The organism is Noviherbaspirillum soli, from assembly GCF_015352955.1.
GTDB classification, from domain to species: domain Bacteria; phylum Pseudomonadota; class Gammaproteobacteria; order Burkholderiales; family Burkholderiaceae_D; genus Noviherbaspirillum_A; species Noviherbaspirillum_A soli.
This window is the reverse complement of the sequence record NZ_JACYOX010000008.1, coordinates 52,367-67,427: the sequence shown is the minus strand read 5'-3', so window position 1 is coordinate 67,427 and position 15,061 is coordinate 52,367. Positions and strand designations below refer to the sequence as shown.

At 62.9% G+C, this 15,061-nt stretch carries 10 protein-coding genes; 6 read left to right on the top strand and 4 right to left on the bottom strand.

The features are described from left to right. Nucleotides 1-190: 190 nt before the first annotated feature. From edd to rpiA, 5 genes are all read left to right on the top strand, one after another. Nucleotides 191-2,140 (top strand): phosphogluconate dehydratase, encoded by a 1,950-nt coding sequence (gene edd, locus IGW04_RS08795; RefSeq protein ID WP_194712694.1) that lies wholly within the window; start codon nucleotides 191-193, stop codon nucleotides 2,138-2,140. After that, the gene (gene eda / locus IGW04_RS08790) at nucleotides 2,140-2,772 is read left to right on the top strand and encodes a bifunctional 4-hydroxy-2-oxoglutarate aldolase/2-dehydro-3-deoxy-phosphogluconate aldolase (RefSeq protein WP_194712693.1); all 633 of its coding nucleotides are present in this window, start codon (nucleotides 2,140-2,142) and stop codon (nucleotides 2,770-2,772) included. Before edd ends, eda begins: the two co-directional genes overlap by 1 nt. 265 nt (nucleotides 2,773-3,037) lie before the next feature. Further along, nucleotides 3,038-5,185 carry a sensor histidine kinase gene (locus tag IGW04_RS08785; protein ID WP_194712692.1) on the top strand — a complete coding sequence of 716 codons (2,148 nt, stop codon included), beginning with the start codon at nucleotides 3,038-3,040 and terminating at the stop codon, nucleotides 5,183-5,185. A gap of 93 nt (nucleotides 5,186-5,278) precedes the next feature. Beyond that, nucleotides 5,279-6,613 (top strand): hemolysin family protein, encoded by a 1,335-nt coding sequence (locus IGW04_RS08780; protein WP_194712691.1) that lies wholly within the window; start codon nucleotides 5,279-5,281, stop codon nucleotides 6,611-6,613. 58 nt (nucleotides 6,614-6,671) lie between these two features. Next, nucleotides 6,672-7,343: a ribose-5-phosphate isomerase RpiA gene (gene rpiA / locus IGW04_RS08775; protein ID WP_194712690.1), complete on the top strand. Its 672-nt coding sequence runs from the start codon at nucleotides 6,672-6,674 to the stop codon at nucleotides 7,341-7,343. Here rpiA and IGW04_RS25650 read toward each other — a convergent pair. From IGW04_RS25650 to argA, 4 genes are all read right to left on the bottom strand, one after another. Then, nucleotides 7,324-7,521: a hypothetical protein gene (locus IGW04_RS25650; RefSeq protein WP_228526953.1), complete on the bottom strand. Its 198-nt coding sequence runs from the start codon at nucleotides 7,519-7,521 to the stop codon at nucleotides 7,324-7,326. The two genes, rpiA and IGW04_RS25650, sit on opposite strands and share 20 nt — an antisense overlap. A gap of 419 nt (nucleotides 7,522-7,940) precedes the next feature. Next, complete coding sequence (locus IGW04_RS08765; protein ID WP_194712688.1) at nucleotides 7,941-9,053, bottom strand: glycosyltransferase; 1,113 nt, start codon at nucleotides 9,051-9,053, stop codon at nucleotides 7,941-7,943. A gap of 357 nt (nucleotides 9,054-9,410) precedes the next feature. Then, a complete protein-coding gene (locus IGW04_RS08760) occupies nucleotides 9,411-9,683 on the bottom strand; it encodes an oxidative damage protection protein (RefSeq protein WP_194712687.1) in 273 nt (90 codons plus the stop codon). Nucleotides 9,684-9,754: 71 nt separating this feature from the next. Beyond that, nucleotides 9,755-11,065 carry an amino-acid N-acetyltransferase gene (gene argA / locus IGW04_RS08755; RefSeq protein WP_194712686.1) on the bottom strand — a complete coding sequence of 437 codons (1,311 nt, stop codon included), beginning with the start codon at nucleotides 11,063-11,065 and terminating at the stop codon, nucleotides 9,755-9,757. A gap of 55 nt (nucleotides 11,066-11,120) precedes the next feature. Here argA and hrpA point away from each other — a divergent pair, with 55 nt between their 5' ends. Continuing rightward, nucleotides 11,121-15,041 (top strand): ATP-dependent RNA helicase HrpA, encoded by a 3,921-nt coding sequence (gene hrpA, locus IGW04_RS08750; RefSeq protein WP_194712685.1) that lies wholly within the window; start codon nucleotides 11,121-11,123, stop codon nucleotides 15,039-15,041. Nucleotides 15,042-15,061 lie beyond the last annotated feature (20 nt).

Here is a 15,061-nt window from a genome sequence, read left to right as displayed (position 1 = left end):
CTACATGTTATTGCACTGGCTACGCAGGGTTCGAAGAAGAGCATACCTTACGCTATGAGTCTTGTGAGCGCAAGCAGGAAAAGCCACTCTTTTCATTGCGCCAGATCAAGCGCAGAGCGGGCTTGCAGGGGAAATTCCGAGACCCTATTTTGTAGTATAATTTCACGATTATTTTTAGCGAGGAACCTTCATGACGCTCAATCCTGTCGTCGCGTCCGTCACCGAACGCATCATCGAGCGCAGCCGGCCGTACCGCAGCGCCTACCTGACCCGGCTGGAGCTGGCACGGCGCCAGGGCGTGCAGCGCGGCGCCCTCGGCTGTACCAATCTCGCCCACGGCTTCGCTGCCTTCCCGGCCAATGACAAGCTGGTGCTGAAGGAGCAGAAAAAGCCGTCGGTGGCCATCGTATCCTCTTACAACGACATGCTGTCGGCGCACCAGCCCTTCGAGCATTTCCCGGCCAAAATCAAGGAAGCCGTGCGCCAGGTCGGCGGCGTGGCCCAGTTCGCCGGGGGCACGCCCGCCATGTGCGACGGCGTCACCCAGGGCCAGCCGGGCATGGAGCTGTCGCTGTTTTCCCGCGACACCATCGCCATGGCGACCGCAGTCGCGCTGTCGCACAACATGTTCGACGCCGCCGTCTATCTCGGCATCTGCGACAAGATCGTGCCGGGCCTCTTGATCGGCGCGCTGCATTATTCCCATCTGCCGGCGGTGTTCATCCCCGGCGGACCGATGACCACCGGCATGGCCAATTCGGAAAAGGCGCGCATCCGCCAGCTGTACGCCCAGGGCAAGCTGTCACGCGATGAACTGCTGGAAGCCGAATCGCGCTCCTACCATTCGGCCGGCACCTGCACCTTCTACGGCACCGCCAACAGCAACCAGATGCTGATGGAAGTGATGGGCCTGCATCTGCCGGGCGCGGCCTTCATCACGCCCGGCACGCCGCTGCGCGATGCGCTGACCGCGGCCGCGGCCCAGCGGGCGGTGCAGATCACCGACCAGTCCGGCGAATATCTGCCGGTCGGCCATGTGGTCGACGAGAAGGCCATCGTCAATGCCATCGTCGCGCTGCTGACCACCGGCGGCTCGACCAATCACACCATGCATCTGGTGGCGATCGCCCGCGCGGCCGGCATCGTGATCGACTGGAACGACTTCAGCGAGCTGTCGGGCGTGGTGCCGCTGCTGGCTCGCATCTATCCCAATGGCGAAGCCGATGTGAACCATTTCCATGCCGCTGGCGGCACCGGCTTCGTGATCCGCGAACTGCTGGACGCCGGCCTGCTGCATGAGGACGTGAAGACCATTCTCGGCCAGGGCCTGCGCAAGCATGCGGCCGAGCCGCTCCTGATCGACGGCAAGCTGACCTGGCGCGAGGCGCCGGCGCAGAGCGGCGACGAGAATGTGGTGCGGCCGGCCAGCGCGCCGTTTTCGGCCGATGGCGGCCTGCGCCTGATGTCGGGCAACCTGGGCCGCTCGGTGATCAAGGTGTCTGCCGTCAAGCCGCAGTACCGGGTGGTGAAGGCGCCGGCCATCGTGTTCGATTCGCAGGAAGCTTTCCTGCATGACTTCAACGATGGCAAGCTCGATCGTGACTTCGTCGCCGTGGTGCGTTTCCAGGGCCCGCGCGCCAACGGCATGCCGGAACTGCATTCCCTGACGCCGGCGCTGGGCGTGCTGCAGGACGCCGGCCGCCATGTGGCGCTGGTCACCGATGGCCGCATGTCGGGCGCATCGGGCAAGGTGCCGGCCGCGATCCACGTGTCGCCGGAAGTGCTGGCCGGCGGTCCGCTGGGCAAGGTGCGCACCGGCGACATGATCCTGCTCGATGCGGAGCAGGGCGTGCTGCAGGCGCTGGTGCCGGAGGACGAGTGGAATGCGCGCATACGCGAGTCGGCCGACCTGGCCTCGAACGAGGTCGGCCATGGCCGCGAACTGTTTGCGATGTTCCGCAACGCCGTCACCACCGCCGAGGAAGGCGCCGCCACCTTCGGCCTGCCGCCGCTGATCAAGCGGGTGGACCCGGAAATCAACCAGCCGGGCGGCGAGAAGGAATCCAAGGAATTCAGCGATGAAGACACGCTGGTCCGCTCCGGCAGCGGCGACGCGACAACCCAGAAGGAGATCGGCTAATGGCCAACCTGTCCGTGCTTGACATCATGCGCACCTCGGCGGTGATTCCCGTCATCGCCATCGACGACATCAACCATGCGGTGCCGCTGGCGCGCGCGCTGGTGGCGGGCGGCATCCGGGTGCTGGAAGTGACCCTGCGCACCGCCCATGGCCTGCCAGCCATCAGGGCGATGGCCGAACAGGTGCCCGACGCCATCGTCGGCGTCGGCACCCTGACCCAGCCGCGTGAATTCGCGGCGGCGCGCGACGCAGGCGCCGTATTTGGCGTGTCGCCCGGCCTGACGCCGGCGCTGATCGAAGCCGCCAGGGCCAGCGGCCTGCCGCTGTTGCCCGGCGTGATGACGCCATCCGAGGTGATGGCCGCACGCGAGGCCGGCTTTCGCCAGCTGAAACTGTTCCCGGCCATGCAGGCGGGCGGCGTCGGCATGCTCAATGCGCTGGCCGGACCGCTGGGCGACGTGATGTTCTGCCCTACCGGCGGCGTGTCGCAGGACAATGCGCCGCAATTCCTGGCCTGCCGCAATGTGGCTTGCGTTGGCGGCTCCTGGCTCACGCCCAAGGAGGCGCTGGTCGCGGGCGACTGGGACCGCATCACCGCGCTGGCACGGGCGGCCTCGGCGCTGCGCGGCTGATCATTTTCCGGCGTGGCCGCAGCAGGCCACGCCGGCCTCACCGCCTTGTCCGTAAAGGCGGTGATCGTCCTTTTGATTCTCAATCAATTCCTGTTTCACGCCGGGCCGATGAAAGCGGCAATCCGCTCGACAATTCTGTTGAGGCGGCCCCCGAGCTGAAATAGAATCCCCCTCGACCGGCGCCTGCCGCTCCCGCCGTCTGCTTGCTCGGCGACCCAATTACCCCGATTCCGTACGAAGCACCCTTGCGCCAGCCGGGAGGCCCATGCCGCTATCGCGTCGCACGTCCGCTTTGCCGCCGCTATCGGCGCGCATGGTGCTGCTGTCGGTGTTCGTGGCCGGCTTGTGCGCCACCGGAGCGCTTTTTTTTCTGGTGAGCCGGCTGGAAACGCGTCAGGAAGAGCTCCACTTTCGTGACCTTGCACAGCGTCGCTTCACCGCAATCCGCATCGGCACCGAAGGGGCGATGGCGGCCCTGCATGGTGTGAATCATCTATTTGCCGCAATGGGTACGGTCAGCGCCGAACAGTTCAGAACCTATACCCGACCCTTGCTGCAGGCACATCCTTACCTCGTCGCGCTGGGTTTTCAACGCATCGTCCCGGCCCAGGAGCGGGCAGCGTACGAAGCGCGCATGCGTCTGAGCTTTCCTGGATTTGAAATTACCGAACTGGCGCCGGATGGCAGTCTGGTCCGTGCCGGCGACCGCTCGACATACCGGGTCATCGAATACATTGAGCCGCTGGCCGGAAACGAAGTGGTGTTTGGCATGGATTCGAGCTTCCTGGAGGTGCATAGCGTGGCGGCGCGACGGGCTGTGCAGCTTGGCCTGCCCGCAGCGACGGCGCTGTTTGGACTGCCGCAATACAAGGGAATGAAGAAAGGCTTCCTGGTGCTGTTGCCCGTCTATGCAGGGAAAGACAGCGGGGAGGGCGCCGCGCCGATGCGCGTGGCCGGCTACAACGCCGCCGTGTTTCTCGCCGATGAACTGTTTGCGCGGATACTGGCATCGACCAGGGGGGCAAGCAATTCAAGATTGACGCTGAGCGTACATTCATTGGCTGCGGGTCAGATGCCGGAGGAGGTTTTCCGCAGTGCCGGCCTGGCGTCGGATGTCTTCTGGCTCGAAGAGCATGTGGCCAGGCTGTTCGGCGCCCGGCCTCTGTTGCTGCATGAGGATATCGAGATCGCCGGCAGCGCCTGGCGCCTCACTGCCGGGGCCGCGCGCAAATTCCTTCCCGAACATCATGCGGGTTCACTTCTGGTGCTGCTGCTGGGCTTGGCTTCGACCCTGTCGGCCGCAGCCTACCTGAGAAAACTGAACCGGCGCACGCTGGACCTGGCGCATGCCAATGCGATGCTGAACCGGGATATCGCCGAGCGCCGCGACATCGCGCTGGCCCTGAGCCGCAGCGAGGACCGTTTCCGGCGCCTGGTAGACCTCTCGTCCGACTGGTACTGGGAACAGGACACCGCTTACCGTTTCAGCCTGCTGGCGGGACGCAAGGTCAAGGAAGCGCCAGGCATGCTGGCCAGGGTCATCGGCCGCACGCGCTGGGATGTGGCGCAGTCGGCCGATCCGGAAGATCTGGCCGCGCACCGGGCGCTGGTGGAGGCGCACCAGCCATTTCAGAATTTCGAATACCTGCTGACGCTGAACCACGGCCAACAGGTCTGGCTGAGTGTCAATGGCGAACCCGTGTACGACGAGGAAAGGCAGTTTGCCGGCTACCGCGGCACAGGGCGGGATATCAGCCAGCGCAAGCGCTCGGAGCATGCGCTGCGCCAGCTGACGGCGCACCGGGAGTCGATCAAGGAACAGGAGCGCAAGCGTATTGCCCGGGAAATCCATGATGAACTGGGGCAGACGCTGCTGGCGCTGCGGCTGGATGTGACCAGCCTGCATCTTCGTGTCGGCAGCCATGCCCGGCTGCGCGAGCGTGTCGGACTGGCGCTTTCGCAGATCGATATCACCATCAGGGCAGTGCGCAACATCATCAATGACCTGCGTCCGCCGGTGCTCGACCTGGGGCTGGATGCGGCGATCGAATGGCAGGTCGGGCAGTTCCAGCGCCGCAGCGGCATACATTGTCACCTGGCCTGGAATACTGGCGCGACCGACCTGGACGAACGCGTGGCGACCGCGCTGTTTCGCATTGTCCAGGAAGCCCTGACCAATGTGCTGCGCCATGCCAACGCCAGCGAGGTCACGATCACGCTGGGCAGCACCGCCCGCGCAGTCAACATGACCATCACCGACAATGGCAGGGGCGCGCAGCCGGAAGACTGTTGCCGTGCCGGCAGCTTCGGCCTGGCTGGCATCAGCGAGCGGGTCGTGGCGCTGGGAGGCAAGTTCGATATCGTCAGCGCGCCGGGAATCGGCCTGACCCTGGTAATCTGCCTGCCGCTGTGACAAGCCGCCTGGCATGCTGGCGCCTGCATGGGTGTTGTTAGCACAAGTGGTCAATCTCGCTGATAATGCCCGTTCGCTAACAACAACTTTTGTATGAACAACTTTTTGCTGGTCATTCTTGCCCTGTTCCTGGTCGCACTGAACGGATTTTTCGTGGCTGCCGAATTCGGCCTGGTCAAGCTGCGGCAGACCCGCATCCGCGCCATCGCCAGGACCCATGGCTTGCGCGGCCGCATGCTGGCCAAGGTGCACGGCCAGCTCGATGCCTATCTTTCGGCCTGCCAGCTTGGCATCACGCTGGCTTCGCTGGGCCTGGGCTGGGTTGGCGAACCCGCCTTCGCCCGGTTGCTCGAGCCGCTGTTCGCGCTGGCAGGCGTGACGTCACCGGAAATCATCCACGGCGTGTCCTTCTTCTTCGCATTCTTCCTGATCTCCTTCCTGCATATCGTGGTCGGCGAGCTGGCGCCCAAATCGATGGCAATCCGTTATCCCGAGCGTATCGGCCTGTGGGCCGCAACGCCGCTGTACAGCTTTTACTGGACGATGTATCCGATTATCTGGGTGTTGAATGCGAGCGCGAACGGCGTGCTGCGCCTGGCTGGCCTGAACGCCTCCGGCGGCCACGACACGCATTATTCGGCGGAAGAATTGAAGCTGATCCTGCGCAGCAGCCGCAACAGCAGCAAATTCAGCGCCGATGAATGGAATGTGCTGGCGCAGACGCTCGACTTCGGCGACCTGGACGTGGCCGACCTGATGCGCCCCATCCATGAAATTGCCGCTCTGCACCGCGGCCTCTCGCTGGCTGAAAACCTTGCCACTGTTTATCGCACGCGCTACAGCCGCTATCCCTATTTTGCCGAGGATGGCATCGAAGTCCTGGGCGTGATCCACTTGAAGGATTTGTTCCTGGCGGAGCAGGACGGCCGCAAGATCACCGACCTGACGCCCTTCCTGCGGCCGGTGTCGCATGTGACGCCGCGCATGCCGGCGGTGGAACTGATGCGCCGCTTCCGCACGGGCGCGCCGCATTTCGCCGTGGTAGGCAAGAAGGGCCACAAGCCGATTGGCTTCCTGACGCTGGACAATCTGCTGGGCGCGCTGGTGGGCGAAATCCGCGATGAATTCCGCCAGAGCGACAACGACTGGACCCGGCTGGACGACGGCACCCTGATGGGCAAGGGCAGCCTGCCGATTTTCACGCTGGAGCGGGCGCTGGGTATCGACGTGGAGAATGAGGAAGTCGATCTGGAAGAGGCCGACTCGGTCGGCGGCCTGGTGATGGAAAAGCTGGGCGACATTCCGCGCGAAGGACAGAAGATCGCGTTTGCCCAGTTTGACGTGGTGGTCAAGAAAATGAACGGGCCGCGCATCGTGCTGCTGCGCATCTATCCGCGGAAAAACAGCGAGGAAGAGACCGGCGTCTGAAGGACGCTTGAAGGCCAAGCGCGTAAAATGCCGCTTTTACCTTTTTGCTCTCACCATCATGACCCAGGACGAACAAAAGCAGGCAGTTGCCCGCGCAGCCATCGATTACGTGGAAGACGGCGCCATCATCGGCGTCGGCACCGGCTCCACCGCCAATTTCTTCATTGACGAACTGGGCAAGGTGCGTGACCGCATCCGCGGTGCGGTCGCCTCGTCGGAAGCCACGGCGGCCCGGCTGCGCTCGCATGGCATCCGCGTGTTCGATTTGAATGAAGTGGATTCCCTGCCGGTCTATATCGACGGCGCGGACGAGATCAACGCCCAGGGCGCGATGATCAAGGGCGGCGGCGCGGCATTGACGCGGGAGAAGATCGTTACCTCGGCGGCGGACAAGTTCATCTGCATCGCCGACGGCTCCAAGCTGGTCGACACCCTGGGCAGGTTTCCGCTGCCGGTGGAGGTGATCCCGATGTCGCACCGCGTCGTCAGCCGCAAGCTGGCGGCGCTCGGTGGCCAGCCGACCCTGCGCATGAAGGACGGCCAGCCTCTGGTCACCGACAACGGCTGCTACATCCTGGACGTGACTGGCTTGCAGATCAGCAATCCGGCCCAGTTCGAAGCGACCGTCAACAATATCGTCGGTGTGGTGACGGTGGGCTTGTTTGCGCAGCGGTGTGCTGACGTGGCGCTGCTGGGAACCAGCGAAGGCGTCAAAAAACTGGTGTTTTAAAAAGCTTACCCGCTGGTCGGGTTACCGTCGCCAGCGGACTGTCATCACCGATCATTGCTTCCTCCGCGGCAGCGTTACCGCGGGTGGCCGGGTCAAGGTCGGTGATCGGTGCTTTATCGGGTTCAATGCCGCGCTGGCCAACAATACCGCGCTCGGCGCAGTCAGTTGGGTTTCGCATGGCGCGGTATTTCCCGGTGGAACAAACTCGTTACCGCTTTTGCTTTAATTTCGTCGTCGACTGCCTGACCAGTGTGATTGCTCACTGTCTTGCGCTCAAAAAGCGGCATTTGCCCATGGCGAGCACAGCGCTAATTCTCCGATACCTCGCCCTATCCCGAACGGAGATTAATTGGAAAATTAGCAGCAAACTTTGTCGGGGATAGGGGCTACGGCTTGATTCGAAGTCAGGATTTATGACTGCAATGTTGCCTTGGTCGATATCACCGATCGAAGCTTGGCATAATGGGAGCGACACACCTCTATGTGTAATGGACCAACATGAATGACCGGGCATGATTGAACCCTCGAGAGCAATTTTCGCCGTAAAGCTAGTGTGCTCCGATACGGCTCCAATCACTGGCTTGCTTATGCCAATTCCTAGGTCGTTTTGCCCGCATTCACATTTCCGCAATAGATGCGTTCCCATCGCCGCACAGTTGATTTGAGCGAATAATGCTTTCTCACACGCTTCCGTGCGACTAATCCCTGTGAGCGTCGTTCGTCGTCATCCAGTTCAACGGCCTGCAGCATCGCATTTGCGAGCGCTGTACTATCCCGAGTCCGCACGATGTAGCCGCAACTGCCAAGCCATTCCGGCACCCCGCCAGCTTCAGTGGCGACAACGACGCGCTCGCATGCCATTGCTTCTCCAATTACCAGCGGAAAACCTTCCCATGCAGACGACAGGACGAAGACATCGGCTGCACTCATCAGCGCATCCATGTCGCGCCGAAGGCCAAGGAATTTGATCCGGTCGTGCCAGGCTGAGGTGGCTGCCAAGGCTTGGATATGGTCATACTCCGGTCCAACCCCGGCAATCCACAACACACAATCGGCGCGTCGCGCGGCCACGGCTGAAAACGCATTAAGCAAATTGGGATAATCTTTGGCATCACTAAAATTGCCGGCAGCTAAAAACACCTTGGTATTCGGAATCGTACCGAGATCATTTCGAACCTTGGCTCGCCGCACGGGATCGAACCGAAAACGGTCGCAATCGATCCCGTTATAGGATACGAGCGCTTTGTGTCGCGGCACTGCCGCGCAAGCAATGTAACGCTCGACCGCTGCTTGACTGACGTTGGTGGTGATTTCAGCCATTCGGTCGCTCCATCGGTACATCCCCATGCGTACCCAACCGCCTTCGTTAATGCTGTGCGCGGTGCAGATCAAACGTGGTATGGGCACGGCTAACCGCAACATTCTCGCAAAGAGATTTGCATGAATCATATGGCTATGCACCACGTCCGGTCGGAAACGGCGAAGCAGGCGGCATACGTGAAAATAGGTAATGAGCAGGTTGGCTGGCGATTTCGTTGTGTGCAGGGCTTCAACCCTTACACCGGAATGAATGGGGAGCACTTCCGGTTCTCCGGAAATCGAAATTAGCAAGATTTCATGGCCGCGTACAAATAGAGCGTCGGCAAGATCAACTACCTGATTTTCAGCTCCGCCTACTTCCAAGCAAGTAATAAGAAAAACAATTTTCATTTGAAGACTATATTGCCGGAAAGAGTTGATGCATAGAGGCTTTAAGGCCAAAACTGGCACACTATGGACCAAAAAATTTTCCCGAAAATTGCTCCCTGCATGTCCGGCATTTCAGAGTTGATTGAACTGCCTCAATGATATGTCTTCTTAATAAACCTTTACATGAAATGTGACGACATTTCTGCCCAGTAGCGGACGCTGATAGCGTTTTTAAATAAATAATAAAAGGTCGAGCCGCGACATGTTCGATCTGACAAGTTATGCAAAATCGAGTTGGAACCGCTAGGATTTAATGCAGGTAGCGGGGGACAGCATAAAAAAAGCCGCCCATGGGCGGCTTCGAGTCGACGCGGTATTTCAATCCGCGGGCGGCACATAACCCTGCGCCGCATCGGCGCCTTCGCCGAAGAAATGCTTCTCCATCTGCGCCGCCAGATATTTGCGTGCCCGTGTGTCGGCCAGGTTCAGGCGGTTTTCATTGACCAGCATGGTCTGGTGCTTGAGCCAGGCGGCCCAGGCTTCCTTGGACACGTTTTCCCAGAGCCGCTTGCCCAGTTCGCCAGGGTAGGGCGGGAAATCCAGGCCTTCGGCTTCCTTGTTGAGTTTGATGCAGTGGACCATGCGGGCCATAAGAATTCTCCAATTGGTTGATGCGGATAAGTGCGGCTGGATGCGCGCGTTTAAAGGGTAGTAAAAAGCGTTTAAAGCGTCTTGATCAGCACGAGCGACTTGCGTTGCCAGTTGTACATGTGCTGCCGGTCTTCCGGCAAGTCGTCCACCGTGGCCGGCACGAAGCCGCGCTTGATGAACCAGTGGGCGGTGCGGGTGGTGAGCACGAACAGTTTCTTCACGCCAGCCGCCCGCGCCCGGTTTTCCATGTGCTTCAGTAGGCGTTCGCCATCGCCCTGCGCCTGTACTTCCGGATTGACCGTCAGGCAAGCCATTTCGGCCATCTGTTCCTCGGGGAAAGGATAGAGCGCCGCGCAGCCGAAGATCACCCCGTCATGCTCGATCACCGAAAAATAATCAATTTCCCGCTCGATCAGCTCGCGGCCGCGCTTGACCAGGGTGCCGTCGGCTTCCAGCGGCTCGATCAGCTTCAGGATGCCGCCGACGTCGTCGATGCTGGCGTCGCGCAGGCTTTCCAGGTTCTGCGACGAGATCATGGTGCCGACGCCATCGTGGGTGAACAGTTCCAGCAGCGCCGAGCCGTCGGTGGAGAACGACACGACGTGGGCGCGCGGCACACCGCCGGTGCAGGCCTGCATCGCATGTTTCAGATAGAAGGCCGAATCCGGCGGCAGGGCGCCGCTGTCGATGATGGCGCGCGCCTGGTGGCTGGAGAGTTCGTGGATCTCGGCGCCGGTCAGGTCGGTCATCATCGGGGTTTCGGTGATGAAGATGAGCTTGTCGGCGCGCAGCGCGATCGCCGCGGCGACCGCGACGTCTTCCATGGTCAGGTTGAAAATCTCGCCGGTGGGCGAAAAGCCCAGCGGCGACAGCAATACCAGGCCGCCGGCATTGAGAATCGGCTGGATGGTCTCATATGCGATCTTCCGGGACACGCCGGTCAGTTCGAGGTCGACGCCTTCGATGATGCCGATCGGCCGGGCGGTCACGAAGTTGCCGGAAATGATGCGGATGGCGGCATGCGCCATCGGCGTGTTGGGCAGGCCCTGGCTGAATGCCGCCTCGATGTCCAGCCGCAGTTCGCCGGCCGCCTCCTTGGCGCATTCCAGCGCCGCCGTGTCGGTGATGCGGATGCCCTTGTGGAAGCGGGCCTCGACATTGCGCAAGGCCAGTTGCTCCTCGACCTGCGGCCGCGAGCCATGCACCACCACAATGCGAATTCCCAGCGCATGCAGCAATGACAGGTCGTGGGCCAGCACCGGCAGCGCGCCGGCCTTGACCAGCTCGCCCGGAAAGGCAACCACGAATGTTTTACCGCGAAAGGCATGAATATATGGCGCGACGGAACGCAGCCAGGCAACGAACTGAACGGGATTTTCCATGAGCGGCATTATAATTCGGTCCGCTCAGTCTGCACCTGAACCTTTCCAAGAATCCATGCATAGAGAATCCCAGGCCCAGACGCCGCAAGCGCCGCAGCCGCCGCAGCCACAGGATAACGGCCGTCGGCAGCCACCCCTGCGCAATCCGCTTCCCGCGATCCATTTTCCCGAAGAACTGCCGGTCTCGGGCCGGCGCGACGAGATAACAGCCGCGCTGGCGGCGCATCAGGTGATCATCGTCAGCGGCGAAACCGGCTCCGGCAAGACCACCCAGCTGCCCAAGATCTGCCTGGCCCTGGGCCGCGGCGAGCGCGGCCTGATCGGCCACACCCAGCCGCGCCGCATCGCCGCTTCCTCGACCGCGCGCCGCATCGCGCAGGAACTGGGCTCGCCGCTGGGCGAGCATGTCGGCTTCAAGGTGCGATTCAACGACAACCTGACCAAGGGCGCCTGGGTCAAGCTGATGACCGACGGCATCCTGCTGGCCGAAACCCAGACCGACCCGTTGCTCAAGCAGTACGACACCATCATCATCGACGAGGCGCATGAGCGCAGCCTGAACATCGATTTCCTGCTGGGCTACCTGAAGCAGCTGCTGCCGCGCCGCCCGGACCTGAAGATCATCATCACCTCGGCCACCATCGATGCCGAGCGCTTCGCGCGCCATTTCGGCCGCAACGGCAAGCCGGCGCCGGTGATCGAGGTGTCGGGCCGCATGTACCCGGTGGAAATCCGCTACCGGCCGGTGGAGCCGGGCGAGGGCGCGGCCAAGCCGGGCGCGGTGCCGACCGCAGCGCAGAAGGGCCGCGAGAAGCGCGACCTGATGGACGCGGTGGCCGATGCCGTCGATGAGCTGTGCGGCGTCGGTTCCGGCGACGTGCTGGTGTTCCTGCCGGGCGAGCGCGAGATCCGCGACGTGGCCGAAACCCTGCGCAAGCATCATCCGCCGCATGTCGAGATCCTGCCGCTGTTTGCCCGGCTGTCGGCGCAGGAGCAGGAGCGGGTGTTCAAGCCGACCAATGCGCGCCGCATCGTGCTGGCCACCAACGTCGCCGAAACATCGCTGACGGTGCCGGGCATACGCTATGTGGTCGACGCCGGCACCGCGCGCGTGAAGCGCTACAGCTATCGCAACAAGGTCGAGCAGCTGCAGATCGAGCCGATCGCGCAGTCGGCCGCCAACCAGCGCGCCGGCCGTTGCGGCCGTGTCGCCGCCGGCGTGTGCATCCGGCTGTATGACGAGCAGGACTTCCTGCAGCGGCCGAAATTCACCGAGCCGGAAATCCTGCGCTCGTCGCTGGCCGCGGTCATCCTGCGCATGAAGTCGCTGAAGCTGGCCGACGTCGAAAGCTTCCCCTTCATCGAGCCGCCGCTGGGCCGCGCCATTGCCGACGGCTACCAGCTGCTGCAGGAACTGGGCGCGGTGGACGATGCGAATGCCCTGACGCCGCTGGGCCGGCAACTGGCCAAGCTGCCGCTGGACCCGCGGGTGGGCCGCATGATCCTGGCCAGCCGCGACCATGACTGCCTGAATGAAATGCTGATCATCGCCTCGGCGCTGTCGGTGCAGGACCCGCGCGACCGGCCGCTGGAAGCGCAGGCAGCGGCCGACCAGGCGCATCGCAAGTTCGCCGACGACAAGTCAGAGTTCCTGAGCTGGCTGAAGATCTGGAAATGGTTCGACGAAGCGATCGAGCACAAGAAGACCAACCGCCAGCTGCAGGACAACTGCCGCGCCAATTTCCTGTCGCAGATGCGGCTGCGCGAATGGCGCGATGTGCATACCCAGCTGCTGACCGTGGTGCGCGAGCAGGGCTGGCGCCTGAACGATGCGCCGGCCACCTATGAGCAGCTGCATTCGGCGCTGCTGACGGGCCTGTTGGGCAATATCGGCTTCAAGTCGGAAGAGGACAACCTCTATCTCGGCGCGCGCGGCATCAAGTTCCATATCTGGCCCGGCTCATACCTGCAGAAGAAGGCCGGGCGCTGGATGGTGGCGGCCGAACTGGTCGACACCACCCGGCTGTATGCCCGCACGATCGCGCAGATCCAGCCGGAATGGCTGGAACGCATCGGCGGCCACCTGCTGAAGAAGTCATACGGCGAGCCGCGCTGGGAAAAGCGCGGCGCCCAGGTGGTGGCGTCCGAGCGCGCCACGCTGTACGGCCTGGTGGTCTATAGCCAGCGCCGCATCAGCTATGGCGCGATCAACCCGGCCGAAGCGCGCGAGATCTTCATCCGCGACGCGCTGGTCGGTGGCGACTTCGATACCCGCGCGCCGTTCCTGGCCCACAACCAGAAGCTGGTGCGGGAGATCGAGAACCTGGAACACAAGTCACGCCGCCTGGATGTTCTGGTGGACGACGAGCTGATCGCCGCGTTCTACGACGAGCTGGTCCCGGAGGACATCCATAACGGCGCCGCCTTCGAAAAGTGGTATCGCCAGGCCAGCGCCGACAATCCGAAGCTGCTGTTCCTGAACCGCGAAGACCTGATGCGGCATGAAGCCGCCGGCGTCACCACCGAGCTGTTTCCGAAGGTAATGCGGGTGGCCGGCGTGGAGATGGGCCTGTCCTATCATTTCGAGCCAGGCGCCGCCCGCGACGGGGTGACGCTGACGGTGCCGCTGTTTGCGCTGAACCAGGTGTCGGCCGAGCGGGCCGAATGGCTGGTGCCGGGCATGCTGAAGGACAAGGCACATCTGCTGTTGAAGTCGCTGCCGCAGAAGCTGCGCCGCCACTGCGTGCCGCTACCGGACTATGCAGCCGGTTTCGTTGCCAGGGTGGAGGAGCGCAAGATACATGGCCGCGGCAGCCTGCTCGACGCGCTGATTGCCGATGTGCGCGAGCAGACCGGCGTGATGGTCAGGGTTGGTGACTTCAAGCTGGAGACCCTGCCGGCGCATCACTTCATGAACTTCAAGGTGATCGACGAGCATGGCCGCCAGCTCGACATGGGCCGCAACCTGGCGGCGCTGCAGGCCGAGTTCGGCGGCCAGGCGCGCGAGCAGTTCCAGAAGATCGCCGAGCAGACCGTGATCGCCGATGCGCCGGGGCCGGCGGCGGGCAGAGGCAGTGTCGGCAACGTCAAGGGCAGCAATGCCGGAACGGCTGCCGCCGCGCCTGGCGCCTACACCAATCTCACCACCTGGTCGTTTGGCGAATTGCCCGAGCTGCTGGAAATCCAGCAAGGCAGGCAAAAGCTGATCGGCTTTCCGGCACTGGTCGACCGCGGCAGCCACTGCGACCTGGAAGTCTTCGACGACCCGGCCGAGGCGGCGCGCATCCACCGCAATGGCCTGCGCCGCCTGTTCGCCCTGCAGCTGAAGGAGCAGATCAAGTTCCTGGAAAAGAACATCCCCGGCCTGCAGCAGATGGGCATGCAATACATGGCGCTGGGCTCGCAGGAAGAGTTGCGCGACCAGATCATCGAGGCCGGCCTGGACCGCGCCTGCCTGCAGGAGCCACTGCCGAAGAATGCGGAGGAATTCAGCGCCCGGCGCGACCAGGGCAAGGGCAGGCTGGGGCTGCTGGTCAACGAGATCGCCCGGCTGGCGGCGCAGGTGCTGGCGGAATTCCATGCGCTGCCCAAGAAGCTGCAGGGCGCGCGTGCGCATGCGCAGGCGGTGGCGGATATCCAGTCGCAGGTGCAGGCCCTGGTCGGCAAGCGCTTCATCGTCGATACCGACTACGCGCAACTGGCCCATTTCCCGCGCTACCTGAAAGCCATCGGCGTGCGGCTGGACAAGCTGCGGGCCGACCCGGCGCGCGACGCCAAGCTGACGGCGGAATGGCAGCAGGCCGCCGCGCCGTGGCAGCGGGCGCAGAAAGGGCAGGGTGCGCGCGACCCGAAGATGCAGGAATACCGCTGGCTGCTGGAAGAGCTGCGGGTGTCGCTGTTTGCGCAGGAGCTGAAGACGCCGATGCCGGTGTCGGCCAAGCGGCTGCAGAAGGTATGGGAGGCGATGCAGCGGTGACGGCAGAGATTACCGGTGAT

Bases quoted from the DNA above. Each gene is read 5' to 3' on its own strand.
- edd (WP_194712694.1), top strand. From the start codon at position 191: ATGACGCTCAATCCTGTCGTCGCGTCCGTCACCGAACGCATCATCGAG.
- eda (WP_194712693.1), top strand. From the start codon at position 2,140: ATGGCCAACCTGTCCGTGCTTGACATCATGCGCACCTCGGCGGTGATT.
- IGW04_RS08785 (WP_194712692.1), top strand. From the start codon at position 3,038: ATGCCGCTATCGCGTCGCACGTCCGCTTTGCCGCCGCTATCGGCGCGC.
- IGW04_RS08780 (WP_194712691.1), top strand. From the start codon at position 5,279: ATGAACAACTTTTTGCTGGTCATTCTTGCCCTGTTCCTGGTCGCACTG.
- rpiA (WP_194712690.1), top strand. From the start codon at position 6,672: ATGACCCAGGACGAACAAAAGCAGGCAGTTGCCCGCGCAGCCATCGAT.
- IGW04_RS25650 (WP_228526953.1), bottom strand. From the start codon at position 7,521: ATGCGAAACCCAACTGACTGCGCCGAGCGCGGTATTGTTGGCCAGCGC.
- IGW04_RS08765 (WP_194712688.1), bottom strand. From the start codon at position 9,053: ATGAAAATTGTTTTTCTTATTACTTGCTTGGAAGTAGGCGGAGCTGAA.
- IGW04_RS08760 (WP_194712687.1), bottom strand. From the start codon at position 9,683: ATGGCCCGCATGGTCCACTGCATCAAACTCAACAAGGAAGCCGAAGGC.
- argA (WP_194712686.1), bottom strand. From the start codon at position 11,065: ATGGAAAATCCCGTTCAGTTCGTTGCCTGGCTGCGTTCCGTCGCGCCA.
- hrpA (WP_194712685.1), top strand. From the start codon at position 11,121: ATGCATAGAGAATCCCAGGCCCAGACGCCGCAAGCGCCGCAGCCGCCG.